17 protein-coding genes are annotated in these 24,340 nt (G+C 58.8%); 3 read left to right on the top strand and 14 right to left on the bottom strand.

Going from position 1 to position 24,340, the window contains the following annotated elements:
• The first annotated feature begins 52 nt into the window (after positions 1-52).
• Complete coding sequence (locus HF320_RS03165) at positions 53-1,264, top strand: pyridoxal phosphate-dependent aminotransferase (protein WP_211158935.1); 1,212 nt, start codon at positions 53-55, stop codon at positions 1,262-1,264.
• A gap of 229 nt (positions 1,265-1,493) precedes the next feature.
• Here HF320_RS03165 and gpmI read toward each other — a convergent pair whose 3' ends face one another.
• The 14 genes from gpmI to uvrA all read right to left on the bottom strand — a co-directional run bounded on the left by gpmI (position 1,494) and on the right by uvrA (position 20,637).
• Entirely contained in the window at positions 1,494-3,050 is a 1,557-nt protein-coding gene (gene gpmI, locus HF320_RS03160; RefSeq protein ID WP_169277038.1) for a 2,3-bisphosphoglycerate-independent phosphoglycerate mutase, read from the bottom strand.
• A gap of 5 nt (positions 3,051-3,055) precedes the next feature.
• Positions 3,056-3,826 (bottom strand): triose-phosphate isomerase, encoded by a 771-nt coding sequence (gene tpiA, locus HF320_RS03155; protein ID WP_169277037.1) that lies wholly within the window; start codon positions 3,824-3,826, stop codon positions 3,056-3,058.
• Entirely contained in the window at positions 3,816-5,012 is a 1,197-nt protein-coding gene (locus tag HF320_RS03150) for a phosphoglycerate kinase (protein WP_040219393.1), read from the bottom strand. The genes tpiA and HF320_RS03150 overlap by 11 nt, the downstream gene beginning before the upstream one ends.
• A 125-nt stretch (positions 5,013-5,137) precedes the next feature.
• The gene (gene gap, locus HF320_RS03145) at positions 5,138-6,163 is read right to left on the bottom strand and encodes a type I glyceraldehyde-3-phosphate dehydrogenase (protein WP_169277036.1); all 1,026 of its coding nucleotides are present in this window, start codon (positions 6,161-6,163) and stop codon (positions 5,138-5,140) included.
• A 178-nt stretch (positions 6,164-6,341) separates the two neighbouring features.
• Entirely contained in the window at positions 6,342-7,280 is a 939-nt protein-coding gene (gene whiA / locus HF320_RS03140) for a DNA-binding protein WhiA (protein WP_169277035.1), read from the bottom strand.
• A 69-nt stretch (positions 7,281-7,349) separates the two neighbouring features.
• Complete coding sequence (gene rapZ / locus HF320_RS03135) at positions 7,350-8,270, bottom strand: RNase adapter RapZ (RefSeq protein WP_022387113.1); 921 nt, start codon at positions 8,268-8,270, stop codon at positions 7,350-7,352.
• Between the two features lie 81 nt (positions 8,271-8,351).
• Complete coding sequence (gene uvrC / locus HF320_RS03130) at positions 8,352-10,355, bottom strand: excinuclease ABC subunit UvrC (protein ID WP_169277034.1); 2,004 nt, start codon at positions 10,353-10,355, stop codon at positions 8,352-8,354.
• A 3-nt stretch (positions 10,356-10,358) separates the two neighbouring features.
• On the bottom strand, positions 10,359-11,621 hold the full coding sequence (locus tag HF320_RS03125) for a carboxylate--amine ligase (protein WP_169277033.1): 1,263 nt from the start codon (positions 11,619-11,621) through the stop codon (positions 10,359-10,361).
• A 40-nt stretch (positions 11,622-11,661) separates the two neighbouring features.
• Complete coding sequence (locus HF320_RS03120; RefSeq protein ID WP_169277032.1) at positions 11,662-12,663, bottom strand: lipid II:glycine glycyltransferase FemX; 1,002 nt, start codon at positions 12,661-12,663, stop codon at positions 11,662-11,664.
• An 86-nt stretch (positions 12,664-12,749) separates the two neighbouring features.
• Positions 12,750-13,928, bottom strand: coding sequence for a DegT/DnrJ/EryC1/StrS family aminotransferase (locus HF320_RS03115; RefSeq protein ID WP_169277031.1), 1,179 nt, complete (start codon positions 13,926-13,928; stop codon positions 12,750-12,752).
• 11 nt (positions 13,929-13,939) lie between these two features.
• Entirely contained in the window at positions 13,940-15,661 is a 1,722-nt protein-coding gene (gene murJ, locus HF320_RS03110) for a murein biosynthesis integral membrane protein MurJ (RefSeq protein WP_169277030.1), read from the bottom strand.
• Positions 15,662-15,667: 6 nt separating this feature from the next.
• A complete protein-coding gene (gene ybaK, locus HF320_RS03105) occupies positions 15,668-16,168 on the bottom strand; it encodes a Cys-tRNA(Pro) deacylase (protein ID WP_169277029.1) in 501 nt (166 codons plus the stop codon).
• Between the two features lie 79 nt (positions 16,169-16,247).
• Positions 16,248-17,516 carry a coiled-coil domain-containing protein gene (locus HF320_RS03100; RefSeq protein WP_169277028.1) on the bottom strand — a complete coding sequence of 423 codons (1,269 nt, stop codon included), beginning with the start codon at positions 17,514-17,516 and terminating at the stop codon, positions 16,248-16,250.
• A 244-nt stretch (positions 17,517-17,760) separates the two neighbouring features.
• Positions 17,761-20,637 (bottom strand): excinuclease ABC subunit UvrA, encoded by a 2,877-nt coding sequence (gene uvrA, locus HF320_RS03095; protein ID WP_169277027.1) that lies wholly within the window; start codon positions 20,635-20,637, stop codon positions 17,761-17,763.
• Positions 20,638-20,842: 205 nt separating this feature from the next.
• Here uvrA and HF320_RS03090 point away from each other — a divergent pair, with 205 nt between their 5' ends.
• Positions 20,843-22,975, top strand: coding sequence for an LTA synthase family protein (locus HF320_RS03090; RefSeq protein WP_169277026.1), 2,133 nt, complete (start codon positions 20,843-20,845; stop codon positions 22,973-22,975).
• A 109-nt stretch (positions 22,976-23,084) separates the two neighbouring features.
• A complete protein-coding gene (locus HF320_RS03085) occupies positions 23,085-23,903 on the top strand; it encodes an Mrp/NBP35 family ATP-binding protein (protein ID WP_169277025.1) in 819 nt (272 codons plus the stop codon).
• Positions 23,904-24,340 lie beyond the last annotated feature (437 nt).

The following is a 24,340-nucleotide window of genomic DNA, read 5'->3' as shown; positions in this document are numbered from 1 at the left end:
ATACAATGAAACATCGGTTTGATGATTAAGCATCGCAACGTAAGGATTTCCCATGCAGCATCCGGTAAAGAAAAAGATGGCGCCCGTGTTCCGCGCCGCCGAGGGAGGCCTGTTCTCATGCGTCGAAAAAGCCGACGTTGGAGCCTCTTATCAAGAGCTCGAACGCCAGGGCGTCGCTCTCATGGGCTGGGCCGACCCGTTCATGCCCGACCATTCCATGCCCGATTTTGTGGAAGATGCTTACGCAAAGGCGGCTCGCCGCGAGTCTGCCGCGCACTACACCGCCCCCATCGGCTCCCCCGAGCTCAAAGCAGAGATCGCCAAGAAGCTCCGCCGTCAAAACGGGCTCGATGTCGATCCCGAGCGCAACATCCTCATCACCCCTGGCTCCGACTCGGGTCTGTTTTTTGCCATCCTGCCGTTCATCCAGCCGGGAGACGAGGTCATCATCCCCTCCCCTAGCTACCCCAATAACTTCCTCGACGTCCGCATTGCCGGCGGCGTGCCCGTGGCCGTCGAGCTCAAGGCCGAAAACGGCTATCAGCTCGACCCGGAAGCACTCCAGGCGGCGATTACGCCCAAAACCAAGATGGTGCTCCTCACGCACCCCAATAACCCCACCACCACGGTCTTCAACCGTGCCTCGCTCGAAGCTCTCTCCAAAATCATTATCGACAACGACCTCGTGCTCGTGTGCGACCAGGCGTTTGAGGACTTCACATACGAAAACGAGATGATCACACCCGCCGCACTGCCCGGTATGTTCGAGCGCACGGTAACGGTCTTTTCCTTCTCGAAGGGCATGGGCTTCTCGGGCTTGCGCGTGGGCTATATCGTGTGCTGCGACAGCATTATGGACCCACTGTTCGCCACCGCTGTAGCCGTGGTGGGAGCCACCTCCACTGCAGCCCAGCAGGCAGCGACGGTCGCACTTCAAAACCCCGGCTTCATGAAACAGTTCGAAACCGCCTACGACAAGCGCCGCCATCGCGCCGTCGAAATCTTGAACAGCGTGCCCGGTGTGCATGTCATACTTCCCGAGTCTGGCTTCCTGTGCTGGGTTGACGTCTCCGAACTTGGCGATTCGACCGAGATTGCAGCCTATCTCACCGCCGAGGCGCGCGTGTCGGTCAATGACGGCAAGAACTACGGTCAGGGCGGCGCCGGACATCTGCGCATCGTCCTTGGCGTCTACCGCGACGACGAACGTGTCTTTGCAGCCCTTGAGTCCATCCGCGACGCGCTGCTTCGCTACAAGAAGTAGCCCACAAGCACAGCGGCTACCCAAAAAGCCTGCACGCACCTCAACGAAAACCCGCGCACAAACGTTCACTTTTTCTTATTTTTAGCAAAAAGAAGACGTTTGTGCGCGGGTTTTCTCTTTTGCGGAATGCGCGCGCAGGCGCGTGTTCGCGATTCACAACGCAAAAGGACCGCCGCTGGAAATCCAACGACGGTCCTTGTTGCACCATGTACCAGGCGCGTTCTATAAGCTACTCCTCGCAGGCGAGCACGCGGCCCGTCATCTCCTTGGAGGGCTCGAGACCGGCCATGGTGAGCATCGTGGGGGCGATGTCGGAAAGACGGCCATCCTCGATGCCGGTAAGCTTAGCCTTCTCATCAACGATGATGAACGGCACGCGGTTCGTGGTGTGCGCCGTGAAAGGATGCTTGGTGCCATCGGCGGCGACGTCAAACATATGGTCGGCGTTGCCGTGGTCGGCGGTAATCAGAGCAAAACCGCCCTTGGCGAGAATTGCCGGAATCACCTTGGAAAGAGCGTCGTCAACAGCCTCGACAGCCTTGACAGCAGCCTCAAAGACACCGGTATGGCCCACCATGTCGCAGTTGGCGAAGTTCACGATGTAGAAATCAGCGCGATCCTCGTTAATGGCAGCGACGAGCTTCTCGGTGACCTCGGGGGCGCTCATCTCGGGCTTGAGGTCGTAGGTAGCGACCTTGGGGCTCGGCACGAGCACGCGCTCCTCGCCGGACTTGGGCTCCTCGATGCCGCCGTTCAAGAAGAACGTCACATGAGCGTACTTCTCGGTCTCGGCGGTATGAAGCTGCTTCAAGCCGTTCTCGGCGATGACATCGGCCAAAACCTCCTGCGGGAAGGTCTTGGGGAATGCGACCTCGACGTTAAAGGTGGGGTCGTACTCGGTGAGGGTCACGAAGTGGGAAAGCTTCGGGGCAACCTCACGCGTGAAGCCGTCGAAGTCGGCTTCCGTGAACGCGCGGGTCATCTGACGAGCGCGATCGGGACGGAAGTTGAAGAAGATGACGGCGTCGCCATCGGCCACGCCCTCGTTCTTGCAGGCAAACGGCTTGACGAACTCGTCACCGCGGTCGTCGGCGGCGTAAGAGGCCTCGATGCCAGCATGGGCGCTAGCCTCACCGTCGAACGGCTTGGTGATGACGTCGTAGGCGAGCTGGATGCGCTCCCAGCGGTTATCGCGGTCCATGGCATAATAACGACCGGAAACAGTAGCGACGCGGGCATCGCAGCCGTTGTTCTCGGAGACGTCGGCCAGGAAAGCGGAGAACTCATCGATGTAGCCCAGACCGCTCTTGGGGTCGACATCGCGACCGTCCATGAAGGCATGAACGCGAATGCACTTGACACCGCGCTTGGCGGCCATCTTAACAAGAGCCTCGGCATGAGCCATAGAGGAGTGAACGCCACCCGGGGAAACAAGGCCCATGAGGTGCAGGGTCTTGCCGGAGGCTTTCACATCGTCCATTGCGGCGACGAGAACCTCGTTGTGCTCGAGCGAGCCGTCCTTGCAAGCGTTATTAATGCGAGAGAGCTCCTGGAACACGATGCGACCGGCACCGATGTTGAGGTGGCCCACCTCGGAGTTACCCATCTGTCCATCGGGAAGACCCACGTCCTCGCCAGATGCACCAAGTGTGGTGTGAGGGTACTTCTCGTACAGGGAATCGAGGAAGGGATGCTTGGCGCACGAAACGGCGTTCTCGTCGTTCGCGGGAGCCAGACCGCAGCCGTCCATGATAACCAACAGTGCAGGAAGATGACGATTTGCCATGTTCACTACTCGCCTGCCTTAATGACCATCTGGGAGAAATCCTCGGCCTTGAGCGAAGCCCCGCCCACGAGGGCGCCGTCAACGTCGGACTTTGCCACAAGCTCGGCAATGTTGCCGGGCTTAGCGGAGCCGCCATACAGCACGCGGATGCCGTCGGCAAGCTCGGCACCGAACATCTCGACGAGAGTCTCACGGATAGCGCCGCAGACTTCCTGGGCGTCGTCGGCCGTGGCAGTCTTGCCGGTACCGATGGCCCAGATGGGCTCATAGGCAACGACGAGCTGAGCGGGATCGGTGATATCGAGGCCATCGAGACCGGCCTTGACCTGGTTCACAACGTGCTCGACATAGGTGCCGGCCTCGCGAACCTCAAGGGACTCGCCGCAGCAGAAGACGGGAACGATGCCAGCGGCAACGAGGGCCTTGGCCTTCTTGTTCTCGTCCTCGTCGGTCTCGTGGAAATAGTCGCGACGCTCGGAGTGACCGATGATGCAGTAGGTGCAGCCAGCGGACTTGAGCATGTCACAGGAGGACTCGCCGGTGTAGGCGCCCTTCTCCTCCCAGTACACGTTCTGAGCGCCCAGGGCGATCGGAGCGGCCTGGATACGGTCGTGCACGGTGGTGATGTCGATGGTCGGCGGGCAGACGAGGACCTCGACGCCAGCGGGAACCTCGGGCAGAGCCTGGGCCAGCTCGTCGGCGAGCTTGGCGGCAGCGGCAACGTCGTTATTCATTTTCCAGTTGCCGGCGATAAGGGTGGTACGGTTACTCGGCATCGTTCAGCGCCTCCACTCCAGGAAGGGGCTTGCCCTCGACGAGCTGCATGGAAGCACCGCCGCCGGTGGAAATAAAGGTCATCTTGTCGGCCAGGCCAAACTTGTTGACAGCAGCCACGGAGTCGCCGCCACCGATAACGGAGTCGCAGTCCTGGTTCGCAGCGATGGCCTCGGCAATAGCCTTGGTACCATGGGCGAACTTGTCCATCTCGAACACGCCGCAGGGGCCGTTCCAGAAGACCGTCTTGGCCTTAGCGATAGCGTCTGCAAAGAGCTTCTCGGTCTCGGGGCCGATGTCAAGGCCCTCCCAGCCGTCAGCGATCTCGCCGGTCTTGGCAACCTGGGTGTTTGCGTCCTCGGAGAAGGCGTCAGCGGTCACGTTGTCAACGGGAAGCAGGAACTCTACGCCGTTCTTCTTGGCCTTGTCGAGCATCTCGAGAGCGCGGTCGCACCAGTCGTCCTCGCACAGGGAGTTGCCGATGTGGCCACCCTGAGCCTTGGAGAAGGTGTAAGCCATGCCGCCGCCGACGATGACGGTGTCAGCGGAGTCGAGCAGACGATCGATCACGCCGATCTTATCGGAAACCTTGGAGCCGCCGAGGATGGCGACGAAGGGGCGCTTGGGCTCGGAGAACAGGCCACCAAGCGTGGAGACCTCCTTCTCCAGCAGGAAACCAGCGACTGCCGGGATGTAGGCAGCCGGGCCCACGACGGAACCCTGGGCGCGGTGAGCAGTGCCAAAGGCGTCGAGGACAAAGATGTCGCCATAGGAAGCGAGAGTCTTGGCGATCTCGGGATCGTTCTTCTTCTCGCGCTTGTCGAAGCGGACGTTCTCGAGCACGAGGATCTTGCCCGGCTCAAGAGCGGCAACGGCGTCGGCGGCCTTCTGGCCATAGGTGTCGTCAACAAAGGCGACATCGAAGCCGGAGAGCTCGGCGAGCTTGGCGGCAACCGGAGCGAGCGAAAGCTCGGGCTGAGGGCCGTCGCCCTTGGGACGACCGAGGTGGCTCATGAGGATAACGCGGGCGTTGTGCTCAACGAGGTATTTAATGGTGGGCAGAGCAGCGACGATACGAGTGGTGTCGCCAACAACGCCGTCCTTCAGGGGCACGTTGAAGTCAACGCGGCACAAAACGCGCTTGCCGTCGACCTCGACGTCGCGAACAGTCTTCTTGGTGAAAGCCATGTGCCTTCTACCTTTCTCTTAAAAGCGTGCCGGTCGGCACGATGCAAAAAGGCGCGGCCTCGAGGCATGACGCCACAGGGCCGCGCCTCACCTGACGCTACTTACGCAAAGTATCGAAGCTCAACTTAAGCAACGAACTTCTCGAAGTACTTGATGGTGCGGACCATCTGAGAGGTGTAGGAGTTCTCGTTGTCGTACCAAGAGGTGACCTGGACGAGGGACTGGCCGTTGCCAAGGTCCTGAACCATGGTCTGGGTGGCGTCGAAGATGGAACCGTGGGTCTCACCGACGATGTCGCGGGAGACGATATCGTCCTCGTTGTAGCCGAAGGTCTCGGGGATGGTCTCAGCGTAAGCCTTCATAGCAGCGTTGACCTCCTCGACGGTGACGGTCTTGTCGACGACAGCGTAGAGGTTGGTGAGGGAGCCCGTCGGGGTCGGAACGCGCTGGGCGGCACCGATCAGCTTGCCGTTGAGCTCGGGGAGAACCAGGCCGATAGCCTTAGCAGCACCGGTGGAGTTAGGAACGATGTTCTCGGCGCAGGCGCGGGAACGACGCTTGTTGCCCTTGCGCTGCGGACCGTCGAGCGGCATCTGGTCGCCGGTGTAGGCGTGGATGGTGGTCATGATGCCGGAGACGATGGGAGCGAAGTCGTTCAGACCCTTGGCCATCGGAGCGAGGCAGTTGGTGGTGCAGGAAGCAGCGGAGATGATGTTGTCATCAGCGGTGAGCTGCTCATGGTTGACGTTGTAAACGATAGTGGGAAGGTCCTTGCCGGCCGGAGCGGAGATGACGACCTTCTTGGCGCCAGCGTTGATGTGGGCCTGAGCCTTCTCCTTGCTGGTGTAGAAGCCGGTGCACTCGAGCACGACGTCGACGTCGAGGTCGCCCCAAGGCAGGTTGTTGGCGTCGGCCTCCTTGTAGATCTTGATGGTCTTGCCATCGACGGTGATGGAATCCTCACCGGCGACAACCTCGTGATCGCGGCTGTAGTTGCCCTGCGTGGAATCGTACTTCAGCAGGTAAGCGAGCATATCGGGAGAGGTGAGGTCGTTGATAGCAACGATCTCGGAGCCCTCATGACCGAACATCTGACGGAATGCCAGACGACCGATGCGACCGAAGCCGTTGATAGCAACCTTTACTGCCATGCGTGTCTCCTTTCGTTAGGCCCCGCAGGCTCTTTTGCCTGCCGCTCGGGCCCACAAACTAACCACTCACTGAATATACCTTTTTTCAATCACGGTAGTAGCGTCATTGGCGAGATTCCGCTTTTTTCATTACTTTGAAGCGTTTCAACATCGCGAAATCCATACAGAGCACGCCTATCTACTGTGTTTTGCCTGATGAATCGGCAACAAGCTTCTCCAAACGAAGCACACGATGATACAGCGCCGATTTTGAAAGCGGCGGCCGAGCGGCCTGCCCGAGGTCGCGGAGAGACAGATCGGGATGAGCCTCGCGCAAGTCGCAGAAATCGGCAAGCGCGCGCGGCAAATTGTCTCGAAGCCCCAGTCGCTTAAGGTCTTCGATGAGCTCAAGCTGGCGCTGCGCCGCGCCGGCACTCCTGCCCTGGTTGGCAAGCTCGGCATTCACCAGCCGATTCACATCGTTTTTAACCGACTTCATAGCGCGTACGTCCTCGATATCCTCGACGCATCGGCGCGCGCCAACGATATGCAAAAGGTTGCGTACGTCCTCGGCGCTCTTGACATACACGGCGTAGCTCGATCGGCGACGGTTCACACGCGCATGGATACCCACCTGGCAGATCAGATCGGCCAGGGCACGGGCGAACTGCTCGCCCGTCACGGCGATCTCAAGATGAAAATCACCGCGAGGATCGGCCACGAAGCCGCCCGCAATCAGTGCACCGCGAATATAGGCAAGGCGGCAGCAATCGCGCGCCACCGCATGATGCGGAATGCCCGCCACAAGATTTCCCTGGCGATCGAGGATACCCAACAAAACGAGGGCCTTTTCTAGATCAGGCTGATCGGGCAGGACAATGAGGTAGTTGCGCACGCGATGCAAAACGGACTTACGCACCGTGAACTCGGTCTTGAGCTTCAAAATCTTATGGGTAAGGCCGATCATGGTGCGAGCGACAGCGCCGGTTTCGGTTGCCACCTGCAAACGATAGCCCCCGGAGCCGGCAACGAGCGTTCCGCACACGCGCGAAAGCGCGGCAAGCGTCGCTAAATCGCAGTATTCGCAGGAAGGCTCGCAGCGCGCGAGCTCATCTCTTACCTCAGCGGTAAACGACATGGTGCCTCCTCTGGAAAAGAGAGGGGACACAGGGGCTATCCATTTGACAGTGCATCGTGATACTTACACCTAACTTGCTGTGTTCGCACGCGGAAGATCGCGGTGGGAAATGCTCACGTGATATTGCTGACGCTCAAGATAGCGCGCCGTCGCCTCGGCAATCGCCACGGAACGGTGCTGCCCGCCCGTGCAGCCGACGGCGATGGAAAGCTGAGGCTTTCCTTCTGCAACGTAGCCTGGCATCACGGCATCCAGCAGGCGAAACCATGCATCTAAAAATTCTTTGGTCTTAGGATGCTCGAGCACGAAGGAAGATACCTTGGAATCCAGGCCCGTCATCGTGCGCATCTCGGGATCGTAATAGGGGTTGGGCAGGAAGCGGACATCGATCATAAGATCGGCCTCAACCGGCAGGCCGTGCTTGAACCCAAAGGAAAAGACATGCACGTCCATAAGCTGCTGGTCGGGAATCTCCGAGAAGGCCATGCGCAGCTTGTTACGCAGGCTGGAGGTACGCATGCGGCTTGTATCGATCACCATATCGGCACGGTCTTTGATGCTCTCGAGCTGCACGCGCTCGCGTTGAATGGCGTCGACGGTCGATTCGCCGGGCATAACGAGAGGATGGCGACGACGATTCTCGCTGTAACGACGAATCAGCACCTCATCGGAAGCGTCGAGGAATACAATCTTGCAGCTCATCTCATGATCCTCGAGCGTGCGGATCGTATCCAGCAGCTCGTCGAACAAGCCCTGGCTTCGCAGGTCGCAGGTGACCGCCAGATGACGCCCGATGCCCGCGTTGATGCCCACGAGCTCCGCCAATTGCAAAATGAGGCGCGGGGGCAAATTGTCGATGCAGAAATAGCCCATATCCTCAAAGACATGCATCGCCTGCGTGCGGCCAGACCCTGCCATGCCGGTGATAATCACAATGTCCGGTATGCGATCGGCAAGTTCTTGCGCGGTAATATCATCTCTCGCGGGCATAAGAGCGCCTCCCTGTTGATTCCAACTATCGACCAGTATAGCAAGGTGCCACAAAAGCAACGGCGCTTACGCACGGCGGGCTTATGCCTCTCGTTCTTGCTCGTCTCTCCCCCACGCGCGCAGCGTGTCATAGACCGCCTGAGCGACGTCAGCGGGAATGCCTCGCACCTGGGCAATCTCGTCGACACTCGCGGCACGCAGCCGCTTCATGGAGCCAAAGTGACGCATGATGGCCTTTTTGCGCGTAGGCCCCACGCCTTCCACCTCATCAAGAATCGAAACCGTCATCGCTTTGTCGCGCAACTCGCGATGGAAGGTGATGGCAAAGCGATGGGATTCATCGCGCACCTGCTTAATGAGATAGAGCGAGGCAGAGCCCGTGGGAAGCACCACCGGCGTATCGTCCCAAGGCACGAAGACCTCTTCGTCGGCCTTAGCAAGGCCGCAAACAGGAATGTCGAGACCCAGCGCTTCGAGCTGATTCATAGCAGCCGTGAGCTGCGGCTTTCCGCCGTCGACCACAAGCAAATCGGGCCGTGACCCAAAGCGTTCGTCCGCCATACGCTCGGGCGCGTAGCGACGCCCCAGCACCTCGGACATCGACACGAAGTCGTTTGCCTCTTCAAGCTCCGCCCGGATCTTGAAGCGTCGATATTGGCTTTTGTCGGCGTGTCCGTTAGTGAACACCACCATTGATGCCACCGTGAACTTGCCATGAATAGTCGAGATATCGAAGCATTCGATACGAAGCGGCGGCGCATCGAGCGCAAGTGCGCTTTCCAGCTGCAGCAGTGCTTGGTTGGTGCGGTCATCGGAATATCCGGTGCGCATCATATAGCGCATGAGGGCATGGCGGGCATTGCGCACGCACATCTCCATCAGCCGATGCTTCTCGCCACGCTGAGGACGATGGAGGGCGCATTTGCGGCCGCGCTTTTGGCTCAACCACTCGCTAATAACCTGGGCGTCTTCCACATCGCAGGCAACATCGACCTCTGCGGGAATATCCGAGGTCTCGTCGTAGTAGCGCTTGACGAATCCCGAGACGAGCTCCTCCTCGTCCACGTCAAGGCCCTTATCCAAAATGAATTCGCACGTACGAACCGTACGGCCCTCGCGCACCACAAAAACGCAGGCGCCCGCGATAGTCTCTTCACGGTAGAAACCGATCAGGTCGATGTCCACGCTTGTGGGAAACACCACCTGCTGACGATCATCAAGGCCATTGATAACCTCAAGGCGGCGTTTGATACGTCCGGCGCGCTCGAAGTCGAGCTCGGCAGCGGCTTCTGCCATGTCGCCTTTGAGCTCATCGATCAGCTCACGGCGCTTGCCGGAAAGAAAACGCTCCACGCGGCGAACATTCTTGGCATACTCCTCGCGTCCAATCATGCCTGCGCAGACACCCGGGCCGCGGCCCACATGGCAATCAAAGCAAGGACGGCCCTTCTCGGCGCAAACAAGCTCAATAACATCGCTGTCGGCGGGATGCTTCTCGAGCAGACGGCGCACATGTTTCCAGCCCGCGCAGGAAGCATTGCAGATGGGCACAACCTTGCGCAGGGTATCGATCATTTCGCGTGCGGCACGCGCATCTGTATAGGGGCCAAAGTAGCGCGTGCCCGCCCGATGGCGTTCACGCGTGTACTTGATAGCGGGAAAGACATCGCCATGCGTGACGGCGATATAGGGGTAGCTCTTGTCGTCCTTGAAGTCGACATTAAAATACGGGTGATACTGCTCGATAAGGTTGCGCTCCAAAACGAGCGCCTCGTGCCCGCTTTGGACCACCACGTAGTCAAATGATGCTACGAGCTGCATCATAAGGGGGATCTTCTGGCGATCATCGCTCAGCGTCACGTACTGTTTCATGCGCGCGCGAAGGTTTTTGGCCTTGCCCACATAGATGACTTCGCCAGCAGCATCTTTCCATAGATAGCAACCTGGATCGGTCGGGACATGCGCCACCTGTTCGGCAAGCGAGGGCGCGCCGTTGGCAGACGCGCTCACATGCTCATGCGCAGCTCGCACATCAAGCGAGAAGGAGATACGCGGACGCGCCGCGCCGGCATCCGGCTCAGACATGGGCTACGCGTTCTTGCCGGAACCCATGAAACGGTCGAACTTCTGCACCTGGTGCATAAACGTCACGCGCGCATAGAGCTTATGGGCAAAGGTGTCGCGGGGATTATCGTACGGATAGCCGGCATGGCCGCTGCGATACATGTCCAAGACCTTGTCACGCAGCTCCGGGTTGGAAACATGACGCTCGATGACCTTTTTGGGCACGCAGGTGTACAGGGTATCGCCATAGGCTTCCTGATAAGGAATCTCACGATGCAAAATGTACTCGTCTACAAGCAGACGGGCGATGTTCGCGCCGCCTTGGGCCACGTAGTACGTGTTGCGACCGGGACGCGTATTGATTTCGAAGAACTTGTAGGAGCCGTCGCGCGCATCGTATTTAATATCGAAGTTGCCAAAACCGCGATAGCCAACGTGCTTGCAAAAGCGCTTGGCGTCCTCGATGATGCGATCGACGCGCTCGGGCAAGATGCACATCGGGTTGCCGATGCGCGCCGGGGAGTGGTCCTGAAGCACCACGCGACCGCCGGACACGACGCACACATCGCCCGAGGCATCGGAAAAAGTCGTAAGGGAGCGCAAGGCGTCGTCGTCGCCGGGGATAAAATCTTGGACAACGAGCTCGCGGTCGTAGCCCGCTTCGCGCAGCAGGTCAAAGATACGCAGCAGGTCATCGGGCGTCTGAACCTCATAGACCTTCTCCTTGCCCGGGAAATCCATCAGGTCATAGCGGGCGGAGTTGGAAGGCTTCGCGATAAGCGGATAGGTGAAGGACTCGGCATCGATCACAACATCCGGGTCTGCGCAATCGAACGTCCAGGTTTTGGGGTAGTCGATACCCAGCTCCTCGCAAATCGCATAGAAACGTTCCTTCTGCGTGATGTCGTCGAGCAGCTCAAAATCGTTATACGGAACAGCAAACCACTGGGAAAGCTCTTCCTTGTTTTGGGAGAGAATGCGCGCATGCCAATCGGCGCTGCCAAAGATGATGGCGACCTTGCCAGCCGCCGCGAGTTCGGCACCGAGCTTGCGCAGGAAGTCCATGATCGCATCGTCTCCCTGCCCCATGGCGGGAACAACGCGATAATCAACCAGGTTGCTCGAGGAGGTGACTTTGACGTCAACAGCCGAGACGACCATCGTCTTCACGCCATACGCCTCATGGAAGCAGCGGGCAAAGCCATAGGACATAATCTCTCCGCCAAGGGCGACGGGGACCAGGCGAGCCGAAAGATCGGATTCGGTGAGCTGGGAAGTATCAATCATGAGTGCACCAATCAAAAGAGCGGGATGGAACAAGAAAGGATTAGCGAAGGCGCGAACGCAGCGCCTTAAGGCGGACGAGCGCACCATAGAAGCCGCCGCGCACGGGAAGATCACGGTCGGGCGCGATCATGCGCACGCCATCCTTGGCAAACTTCGTCTTGAACGTATTGAGATTGAGGGTCTCGGGCGCAAACTCGCTGCCAATGCCCATCTGATCGTACTCCGTGCACCCCATGCGGGAAAGCTCGCAGCACTCAAAATAGATAAGGCGATCGGTTGCGAGGAAACGCGCGTCGCACGAGCGCGATGCGCCATAATAGCGCGTTGCACGCGTGCCGGAAATAGTGGCGATGGTCCAGGTAATGACCTGGTCTCCGTCGCGACCGGCGAACAGACGGCAGTGCTCAGGGCCCAAGATGCGCAGCATGCTGCGGTAATCATCGATTGGGGCGGGCGAGAACCCGTCGCGCTTGCCGGTCTCGACCATAACCTCATAGTACTCATCAAAGGATTTCTGCGCGCGATCGGTCTCATCGCTAAAGGTAAGCGTGCACTCGCGCAAGGCCTTGCGCACATCACGACGGCCGCGCGGCTTCATGCGCGCAAGAATCTCGTCATCGCCTCCCGTGAGGTCGATGATCACCGTGGTGTCGTAAGGGAGAGTGGAAAGGCAGCGTCGCGTGGCGGGAAGATCGTGCTTCACCGCAAGACGGCAAAACACCTGGTGACGATCCTCGGCATGAACAAACGCGCGCAGGGCTTCAAGCGCAGCTGCCTCCGTCTCGGCCGTGGGCTCTTCGACCCAAATGGGGCCATGGTGCGCACGCAGGTAGCGATACCCATGGGTCTCGTACTGAGCAAAACAAATTGCAGCAATGGTTATGCCCTCGTCCTCGATGACGGCATAACCCCATGGACTGCGGCCAGGAATCGTCGACTCGAATTCCAACCAAACGGGAAGCTGTTCAACGGGAATCGCCACGCCAAGCGCGGCGAGTTTCTCTTCATATGCTTCGCGGGACAGCTTCTTAACCTGCATCATCACAGCTCCGTTGAATCCGGATTCATATACTCAAGCGCTTAAGTATATCTGTTGGCGGCATGCGCCGGCTTGGTGCCCGCCAGCTTCTACGAAGAGACCACGTGCCTAACCACCTCGGCAACCTCTGTCGCCTGCGCCGCGCCCTCATTGGTGGGAAGCGTCGCCAGACAGGCCACCATGCGATCGCACACGGCAAGGTTCGAGCGATCGCTGGGAACATGGTAGGCGGACTCGTCCAAAACGCCGGGACCTAACTCGGGGCGGTACCAGCAGCTGGTATAATGCCCCGCCGCGCAGCACTCCTCGATAATCCGGTCCGCCGTGGCGGTATCGCGCACGACGATGGGAAACTTGAGGAGCGGCTGGCCGAGCCGTGTCGAGGCGGGAACCTCCACGCCAGGCATATCGGCAAAAAGGCGGCAGTATGCCCGCGTCGCCTCGATGCGCAGGCACTCATCGCCATCAAGGCGGTCGAACGCAGCGCGAGCCTGTTCACAAACATGGTCGCTCGGGCGCATGGGCGCGTAAGAAAGCTCGCCTCGCTGTTCGGCAGTGCTCACCGCGGGCTCAAAAAGCCCCAAAGCCGCCAGACCGTGACGAAGCCCGCGCGCCACGGGACGCGGCACATGGTTGAATACACGGCATTCATTTACAAAAAGACGCTCGAGCATATCAAGGCGGGCGCCCGATACGGGCAGAGCGGACAAACGATCGCGCACGCGGCGCAAAACAGCCGAGAAGGGGGACGCGGGATTCACCCAGACCGCACCGCCCAAAAGGGTATGGAGCATCTTCTCGATGCCAAAGGAGTGAAACGAGATGTCTGCCAACGGCTCGCCCGATTCGCTCTTTGCCATCCTGCCCACGCAATGGGCGCAATCCTCGACAAGGAGAGCGCCGGCATCGTGAGCGCGTTGCGCCAGCCGGGCAGTCGCCGCATCGTCCACAATGCCATATGTATGCTGGGCCACCACGGCGCGCAGCTCGCCCGAAGCATCAAGCGCTTCGGAGTCGATCATGGCCGTGTCAAAAGACACCTCGCAATAACGAGGCACAAGGCCTGCCACCAGGACGGGATCGACCGCTGTGCAGCAGGTGAGCAGCTGAGTCGCTACCTCGCCTGGACCCATCTCGGCGTAAATCTCCTCAAACGCGACCTGCATGCCATAGCGGGCCTTGAACACCAAGAACCAGTCGGCAGGATCGGTGCCGGTGCGCGAAGCCATGATTTGAGCAATCGATGCTTCCTGTTGAGAGCGTGCCATCGGGGCCTCCTTTACGCGCGTCGCGGAATAAAGCGCTTGACCATAGCGGAAAGAACAGCGACCTCGGGCATCTGGCGCGAGATGGCAAAGCCAAACGTCACGATGAGCGCCGGCACGCCGCCAACGATGCAATACAGCAACGACCTCATCATACCGCCGCCCGCGATGGGACCAACCAGCATCTGAAGAAGCATCAGGATGCCGGCACCCACAAGCGCGCCGGCAGCGCCCAGCACCAGCGCACGCACGCCGGAAGCAAAAATGGACTTAAAACCAATACGGCCAAGCTCGTGGCGAAGGATCGCAAAGGTCACCGCATCGATTGCCACAAAAAAGAAGGTCGAGCTGATGCCGACGATATTGAAGCCAAAGATCGGAGTGAACACGAGGCAGATAACGATCTGAATCGCGCCGGCGATGCATTCGGCGATAGCGAACAGCGACATCTTGCGAAGCGAGGAGCACGCCTTTTGCAAATAGGTGCACACGCCGTAAAACGGAAGCGAAACCGAGAGCCAGGCGATGTAGGTCGAAAGCATCTGGACATCTTCGCTCGACATGCGCGCGCTCTTGAGCATGTTGGACAAGCATGGAGAGAAGGCGATGAGGTACATGGCGAACGGGATGAGCAGGAAAAGAATCTGCCCACAGCCATTGGCGATGCCATCGATGAATTTGGCGATCTTGCCGCTTGCCACAAACGACGAAAGCTCCGTAAACATAGCAGTCGTAATGGGAATGGCAAAAACCGAATATGGCAGGATGTACCAGATGCGCGCGTAATACGTGATGGAGGCACCGTTCGGATTCACCGAAAGAGAGCAAGAGCTCTGCACCGAAGTAGTGGCGAACGAGACAAAGGTCACGATGAGCGTAGGAATGCCGATAGAGAGCGTCTCGCGAATAAGCGGATCGTGAATGTCGATACGCGGCGAGAGCTTTACGCCATGGCGCCTAAGCGCCGGAATCTGCATGACCACCTGAACGAGCACGCCAAGAGGGTTAGAAATGGCAAGGACCATGATGGCTGCGAAGGGCTGCGTCTCGACGAGCACGCCATAGATGAAGAAGGCGGCAGTGATCACGATGTTGTTTGCAATGGGCGCTGCGGTGCTCCACAGGTAATCGCGCTCGGCGTTGAGCACACTGGAGATAACCGACGAGAGCGCATAGAGCACTATCTCGATCGCAAAGAACCTGAAGAAGAATGTCGCCAGGTCAAAATCGAATTCGGAGGATGCATTGAACGCCTGTGTCCAGATAATCTGGCCCGCAAAAATAAAGGAAAGCAGTGCCAGGACGCCCATAAGCAGGGTGACGAGCGAGAGAAGATTGGACGCATAGGCGCTCGCCCCCTCACGCCCTGCCTTCTTTTTTGTTGAAACGTAGACAGGCAAAAATGCCGTAACGAGCATGCCGCCCATAACGAGTTCGTAAAGTGCATTGGGAAGGTTATTCGCAATGGTGAACGCACTCGCAGTGATCGTGGTGCCCATGCCAAACGCCTGAGCCCACGTGCGGAAGAAGCCGGTGATGCGGCTCACGATCACAAGGCCGCTCATAAGGGCAGCCGACTTGCCCACATCCTCAGCAGATGCCTCATCGTCATCGGCCGCCGCGCCCTCTTCCGAAAGAGCGGGCGAAACGACATCGGGCTCGACAAACGGAGTATTCAGATCGACCGAATCGGACGAAGCAAGCTCGTCGGCAATCTCGGTATCAGCGTTAGTCATATGGTCTTAGCCTTTCCTACAGATAGGGGCCACGATGGCATCGGTATGAGCTATAAGATCTTGGGGCGCGAGTTTGAGCTGGATGCCACACTTGCCTCCCGAGATGAACATCTCATCATAGAGCAGGCACGTATCGTCTATCAGCGTTGGGAACTTCTTCTTCATACCCACAGGGGAGCAACCGCCGCGCACATAGCCCGTAGCGGCCAAGAGCTCGCGAACGTGCATCATAGTGAGAGACTTCTCCCCCGCCGCAAGCGCCGCCGCCTTAAGATCAAGCTCCTCTGCAACGGGAATGCAGCAGACCACATGGTCGCCCGTCGGCGTCGTGGTCACCAACGTCTTGAACCCTTGATCGGGATCTTCTCCAAGCTGTTCGGCGATATGCACGCCCAGCTCACGGTCGCCTTCGACATCGATCTCGTACGTATTAACGGTATAGTCGACGCCCGCCCGCTCAAGCTCGCGCATCGCGTTGGTCTTCTGGATCTTTTCTTTCTTCGCCACGTGTTAGCTCCTGACATAAAACAACCCCAAAGCACCACCCGGGGCGCTTTGGGGTCAATTGCATCGTGTAAGCGCGCGCTTAGTAGATGGGGCCGCCGCCCGCAAAATCTCTATAGTCAGAACCGGCGATATACGTAATGCTACGAATACCGACGCCGCCACCAGGGATGGAATCGATCATCCGACCCGACCCAATGTAGATGCCAACGTGCGAAATGCGGCTGCCGGACTTAAAAAATACCAAGTCGCCGTAAGAGAGGCTGTTCACATCATACGTAAGGTAGCGCACCTTGCTGCGGAAGGTCGCGGGGCTGTTAGACCAGGGACCATAGCCCATCGCATAGTCAACCAGGCCGGAGCAGGTAAACCAAGAGGTGCTCGTGCTGCCAGTCCACTTATAGCCGGTGTACGAATAGCCGGAACCGATTACGCTATAAGCACGCTGAACCATCGCGGACGCAGACCCGCTTGGAGCAACAGACGCGCCGCCGCCGGAGCTGCTGCCGCCACTCGAAGAGCCGCCACTCGTGCTGCTGCCGGACCCACTCGAGCTCCCGCCGGATCCGTTGTTGCCCGAGGAACTGTTTCCAGAAGAGCTTCCGCCATTTCCGGTCGAACCGCCATTGCCGCCAGAGGAGCCGCCGTTATTACCGGATTGCTGAGCCTGCTGTTGGATAGCGGCAGCCTGAGCACGAGCCTCCTCCTCGGCCTTCTTACGAGCAGCCTCTTCTTCCTCGGCGATCTTCTGTTTGACCTCGGTGGAAAGCTGATCGTAATAGCTCTGAGCCTCAGCTACGGCAGCATTTGCAGCGTCGCTCTTCTTCTGCTGCTCGGAAACGAGCTCCTCCTGCTTTTTCTGTTGCTCCTCAAGATCGGTCTTCTTCTGCTCAAGAGACTCCTTGAGTGCACGGGTCTCCGTAATCATATTCTGCTGATGCTCTGCAGCCTTGTCGGCGTAATGCACATTGGAAATCAAGCTGCTAAAGCTACCGGAGCTCAACAGCAGTGTGACTACGCTCGCACCGCCCGTCTTGTACTGATCGGAAACAAGGACACCGAGCTCACTTTGATTGACCTCGAGCTGCTTTTGCTCCTCTTCGATATCGCTTTGCGTCTGCTCGATCTGAGCTTTGGTATCCTCGAGCTCGGAAGTAACGGTAGCAAGGTCGTTACCAGCTTGCTCGGCTGCAGCGCCAAGCGTATTGAGCTGCTTTGTTGCGGCTTCGAGTTGCGTCTGCAGCTCAGCAGACGTTGCCGCGGTGGCAGGAACGGGACAACCCCCTAAGGCGAGTACAAAACTCAGCCCAACGGCGGGAATGGCGTAAAGGCTACGTTTAAGGTGCGCCATGTATAAACATCTCCTAACGGCGTGGAGGGCGATACCCACCACTCGTGTCGGTCACCATGCCAAGAAGGCACAAGGCCCGCCCGGCAAAACGCGTAGACACCATAGTACCAGCCTCACGATAGCGTCGCAAAAGGTTCCACCCGTACTCCATAGGTAAGGAAAATATGAGACGGGCTCGGTGGGATAATCACCTCCGCGCCCGCCCGTCTCTCATTGTTCGCCCCTCGCGGCATAAGAAGAGCCGCTAATCCTTCTGCTGCGCCATCCGTGCGCGGTCTCGCTCGAGGAGAGGCTTTAAGAACCTGCCTGTATAGCTCTTCTTGCAGCTAGCAACTTGCTCGGGTGTACCTGTCGCCACGATGCGCCCGCCGCCCGAGCCACCCTCGGGGCCTAGGTCGATCAGGCGGTCGGCCACCTTGATCACGTCGAGGTTATGCTCGATTACCAGCACGGTATTGCCCGCGTCGACCAAACGCTGCAAGACGTCAATCAGCTGGCGCACATCCTCAAAATGAAGACCCGTCGTGGGCTCGTCCAAGATATAAAAGGTCTTGCCCGTCTGACGACGATGCAGCTCCTTGGCCAGTTTCACGCGCTGCGCCTCGCCGCCCGAAAGGGTCGTCGCAGGCTGGCCCAAGCGCACGTACCCTAAGCCCACGTCATACAAAGTCTGAAGCTTGCGCTTGATCTGCGGGATGTTCCCAAAGAACGCCAGCGCCTCCGTCACGCTCATATCGAGCACATCGGAGATGGACTTGCCGCGATAGGTGACTTCGAGGGTCTCGCGGTTATAGCGCTTGCCACCGCAGACCTCGCACGGCACGTAGATATCGGGCAGGAAGTGCATCTCGATCTTGATCTGTCCGTCGCCACGGCAGGCTTCGCAGCGTCCACCGCTCACGTTGAACGAGAAGCGCCCGGGCGAATAGCCGCGCGCCTTAGATTCTGGCGTGGAAGCAAAGAGGGCACGCAAATCATCCCACAGGCCGATATACGTCGCCGGATTCGAACGCGGCGTGCGCCCGATAGGAGATTGGTCGATATCGATTACCTTATCGATCTGATCGATGCCCTCGATGCTCATATAGGGGCCAACGGGGCGAGTCGAATGATGCACCGCGTTGGTGAGGGCGGGTGCAATGGTATCGGTAACCAAAGAGCTCTTGCCCGAGCCCGAGACGCCCGTCACCACAGTTAGGGTGCCAAACTCGACCTCGGCATTCACCTTTTTAAGATTGTTGGCGGATGCCCCCGTGATGCGAAGCGCGCCGCGTTCGGGATGGCGACGCTCGCGGGGCAGGCAGATCATGCGCCTTCCCGTAAGATAAGCGCCGGTCAGCGAGTCGGGACAGGCCATGATCTCCTCGGGCGTGCCCGCGCAGACCACCTTGCCACCGTTCTCGCCAGCACCAGGGCCCATATCGATCACGTAGTCTGCGGCGCGAATCGTATCCTCGTCATGCTCGACCACGATCACGGTATTGCCAATGTCGCGCAGACGCTCCAGCGTGGCGATCAAGCGCTCGTTATCGCGCTGGTGCAGGCCAATCGAAGGCTCGTCCAAAATGTAGAGCACGCCCATAAGGCCGGCACCGATTTGCGTCGCCAGACGGATGCGTTGGGCTTCGCCGCCCGAAAGCGTGGCGGAAGCACGGTCGAGCGTCAGGTAATCGAGACCCACGTCCACCAGAAAGCGCAGGCGCTCCATGATTTCTTTCACGATGCGGCCGCCAATGAACTGCTGACGCTCTGTTAACTGCAGCTGCTCAAAGAACTCGAGTGAATCCTTGCAAGACAGGCAGCAGACGTCGTAGATGGACTTGTCCCCCACTGTAACCGCAAGCATCTCGGGGCGCAGACGCGCACCATGACAGGTCAGGCACGGCTCCTCGCGAATATATTTCTCCAAACGAGCTTTGGTGTTCTCGTTCGTCGTCTCGATGTAGCGTTCGTACAGGATGTTGCGCACGCCCGAGAACGTGGTATCCCAATGCGTCTCGTCACCGTTGAGCTTGCGGTAATCGACACGCATCTTTTTGGTTCCCAGGCCATCCAAAAAGACCTTCTTCACGCGCGGCGGCAAATCCCTCCAAGGCGTCTTGGGATCGACCTTGAGGTGCAAGCATAGCGCATGCAGAATCTGCGGATAGTAATTGCCGTTGCCAAAGACGCTGCCGAACACGCCCTCATCCACCGAAAGCGAAGGATCCTCGATAAGGGCCTCGGCATCGACGACCTTCTTGAAGCCCAGGCCATCGCACTCGGGACACGCACCGTAGGGAGCATTGAAGGAAAAATCGCGCGGCTGCAGGTCGTCGATGGAATGGCCGTGCTCCGGACAGGCGAGCGCCAGGGAGTAGGAAAACAGGTCCCCTTCTGTTCCCTCAGGCGCGTCGCGATCGGGCAGCAGGTAGACCTCGACGTTATCATGCGCGAGCTTGGTCGCCTGCTCTACGCCCTCGGCGATACGGCCCAGGCTGTTCTCGCGAATCACGATGCGGTCCACGACCACCTGGATATCATGCTTATATTTTTTGTCCAGCTCAATCGAATCGTCGAGCGAGCGGACCTCACCGTCCACGCGCACGCGCGAGAAACCCTCGCGGCGCAGGTCTTCAAACAGCTTGGCAAACTCACCCTTACGGCCGCGAACCACCGGCGCCATGATAAAGGCACGGCGCCCCTGTCCCGCCTCCAGAATCTTGTCCGCCACCTGGTCGGTAGTCTGGCGCTCAATCACGCGCCCGCACTCGGGGCAGTGGGGCACGCCGATACGCGCAAACAGCAAACGCAGGTAGTCGTAGATCTCTGTTACCGTTCCCACTGTTGAACGCGGGTTTTTGGAAGTCGTTTTCTGATCGATGGACACTGCGGGCGATAGGCCGTCGATGGAATCGAGATCCGGTTTATCCATCTGTCCCAGGAACTGGCGCGCGTAGCTCGACAGGCTCTCCACGTAACGGCGCTGTCCCTCGGCATAGATGGTATCGAACGCGAGGCTCGATTTGCCCGAACCGGAAAGGCCAGTGATGACCACAAGCTTATCGCGCGGGATGGTGACATCGACGTTTTGGAGATTATGCTCTCGCGCGCCACGGATAACGATGGACGAATCGGACATGTATCGAGCTCCTCTTACGATAGATACTGACGCTCGGCGCCTCTTTCGCTTCTCAGTGTAGCGTACCGCTCGGACAAATGTTCGTGTTTTGCATGCGATATTCGCACCTCGATTCAACACCCGCCGGTATATCCGCCGTCAAGCTACGATATAGTCGGTACCAATAAAACCAGGATTTGCAGTCCCTTCAAGAAACCACGCAGCCATGATTCAAAACACCCCTCAGCACCCCGCAACCGGTCCGATTGTTGCCGCCATACTACTTGTCTCCGCCATAGCAGCAGCCGTCTGGTACGAATGGAAGACGAAACATCGCATCCACCCTTCGACCATCCTTTGGCCTCTCCCCTTCCTCGCTTCCGAGGTCCTCGTTGCCACTTGGGGCATCATGGGCATCTGTCGGGCGGATGCATCTTCTATCTGCATCCACGCGGTCACCACGCTCATCTGTGGCGTCATACCCATCCTGCGGCGCCCGTTTCTCGATTGGCTCGACAAGCAAGATGGAATCATGCCGCATGTCATCAGCATCGGTCGAGACGCCCTCCTCATGGCGGCAGCATCCGTCATATCGGTAATCGCGCTTGAAACCGCCTGCAACAGCGCGCATCTTGCAAGCATCCCAAGCGCTTTTTTCTATGTTTCTGCGCTCATCATCTTCCTCATCACACTCATCCTCTACTTTGCGGGACAGAGGCACGGAGGTGCGTGCTGCATCGCAGTCGTCATCTGTTGCGGCTTTGGCATCGCGGAGCATTTTGTCATCGAGTTCAAGGGAGCAGCCCTGCTTCCCAGCGACCTTCTTGCCATGGGAACTGCCATGGCCGTGAGCGAGGGCTACCACTTTACATTCGACACCAACATCGTCGCCTCGCTCACCTGGGCAGCCGTCGCTTGTGCGATGCTCTCACTGATAAGCCCGCCACGGTTGAGCAAGCGTTCGCACGTCATCGCCAACGTGGGTGTCAACATCATGTGCGCACTCATCACCTGGTCATGCGTCTCGAGTGCATTTGCCAATGTCAAACTCGAGGATGCGCTCGACTTTAGCTATGACCGTTGGTGGCCCATCAGCAGCTATCAGACGTATGGCTTTATCCCCGTCTTCACCGCGACCGCTCAAAACTTCGAGATCGAGCGACCGGACAATTACTCCGATATCGAAGTGCAGGATATCCAGGCGCAACTTGCCGCCCAGTACGATGCTGGCCGCGGTTCGAGCCCCGAGCGCCAGGCCGCCGTAGCCCAGTACAACGAGCTCAAGCCCACCGTCATCACAGTCATGAACGAAACGTTCAGCGATCTGTCCTTCTTCGCCGCGCTGCGCGATGCGGGCTACGCCGGACCGCAGTACTTCAACTCGATTCCTGACGCCCTGATTCGTGGCTCGCTCATGACCTCGATCACCGGCGGAGGAACGGCAAACACCGAGTTCGAATATCTCACCAATAATTCTTTGGGCTTTATCGGTTCAGGAAAATACCCCTACAGCCTTTACAGCCTTAAACATGTCGACAGTCTTGCCAAGCAGCTCGGCGACGCCGGATATCGCACGCTCGCCATGCACCCCAACCTTCCCGACAACTGGAACCGTCGCACCGCCTATCAAAGCCTCGGATTCTCGAAGTTCCTCTCCATCGATGATTTCCAGGGGGCTCCGAGCTATCACTCCGGCGTTACCGACGCTGCCACCTACGACAAGATCCTTGAGGAGCTGAACAAAAGCGACGACCCTCAGTTCATTCTGGATGTCACCATGCAAAACCACGGCGGCTACGATGCCGGAACCGTACCGGACGAGGACTTGACGCACTATGTGCCCGCGGGACTTGATGACGACACCTGCGCACGGATGAACGTCTACCTCACCTGCATCGAAAAATCCGATCAGGAACTGTCCGCGTTCATGGAGCAGCTGCGCGAACTCGACCGGCCCGTCGTACTCATCTTCTTTGGCGATCACCAGCCCACGGTCTCAACAGCGATGAACGACGAGCTCTATGCGGGCGAAAACAGCCTGGAGCACACTGCGCGCATCTACAGCTCGAACTATTTCGTCTGGGCCAATTACGACGTCGCGGGCGCAGAGCAAATCAGCCAGCAAGAGGCCATCGGCGCAAGCGAGCTTTCCGCCCGCGTGTTCGATCTGATCGGCGCCCCACTTACCGACTATCAAAAGGCCTTGCTCGCCACGCGCCAAGATGTGCCAGCATTCTCCGGCGTCTGCTACATAGGCGCCGACGGCCAGCTTTATGTCCTCGACGGCGACTCTCCCTACGCCGCCGCCATCGATCACATCCGCCGTATGCAGTACCTCAACTTCGCACGAAAGCTGTAGGCACAACAGCCGCGCGCCCCTCGAAGAGGCGGGTACAATGAAGCTTGTTGAATCGAACACGACGCGTCCGCCCAAAGGCGGGTGTACACAACGAAAGGAGCATGCGCACATGGGTTGCGAACACGCTAACGAAGCCGGCGGGAAAACCGCGCCGCAGGAGTTTGAGGAGAACGCCCTCTCCGAGGTCAAGCACGTCATCGCCGTTTTGTCCGGCAAGGGAGGCGTGGGCAAGTCGCTCGTCTGCGGCGGCATCGCCACGCAGCTCACACGCGCCGGCTATAAGGTAGGCATCCTCGACGCCGATATCACCGGCCCCTCTATCCCCAAGATGTTCGGCCTGAGCGGCCGCCACGCACATGCCCTCGGTAAGCTGCTGCTGCCCGAGGTCACCGAGAGCGGCATCCATGTCATGTCATCCAATCTCGTGTTGCAAAACGAGACCGACCCCGTGCTTTGGCGCGGACCCGTTATCGCCGGCGCCATCCGCCAGTTTTGGAGTGAGACCTCCTGGGGCCCGCTCGACTACCTGCTGGTCGACATGCCTCCGGGCACAAGCGACGTGGCACTCACCGTGTTTCAGTCCCTGCCGGTCGAAGGCATCGTGATCGTCACGAGTCCGCAGGACCTCGTGTCGATGATCGTCGCCAAGGCCGTCAACATGGCCCAGAAGATGGACGTGCCCGTGCTGGGCGTCGTCGAGAACATGAGCTACATCGAGTGCCCCGACTGCGGCAAGAAAATCGAGGTCTTTGGCAAGAGCAAGCTCGACGAGGTCGCCGCACAATACAGCCTCGATGTCTTGGGCCGTCTTCCCATCGATCCCGCCCTTGCTGCCGCATGTGACGCCGGCAAGATTGAGGAGAGCCTCCCCGCAGAGTTCCTGTCCCAAGCGTTAGCCGCCTGCGAGGCAGTCGAGGCGCGTGCATAGAGCCGAGACGAAGCCCGACTGAGGTCTCCTGCGGCGCCTTCAGTCGGGCTTTCAATGCGCATCCCAAGATGGGCATCCAAATATCCGTCCAATTAAAATGCAAGTAATTGTGCGCTCCCAAAATGACTGGCGGAAAGCCGCGCGTTTTGCAGCCGAATCGAAATGACTGGCGGAATCTCGCAGGTTTTGCGGCCGAATCCATCCAAGAAACGAATGCCGAGCCGCCAGTCATTCGCAAACGATTGAAAAGCCGCCGCTCATTCACGGCGACGAGCTCCGAAAACGTTCGAAAACCGCCAGTCGTTCGTTACAGCAACGCAAAACGTATGTAAACCCGCCAGTGATCTACCGGCACCTGTCTCGACATCCGTCCAGGTTGCCGTCGACAACAGCGTGCGGTTTTCCGGCAATCTCCCGGTGCCCGCCTCGACATCCGT

This window comes from Collinsella acetigenes, assembly GCF_012844445.1.
GTDB lineage: Bacteria > Actinomycetota > Coriobacteriia > Coriobacteriales > Coriobacteriaceae > Collinsella > Collinsella acetigenes.
Note: the sequence above shows the minus strand (reverse complement) of the source record. Positions and strands in the feature narration are given on the sequence as shown.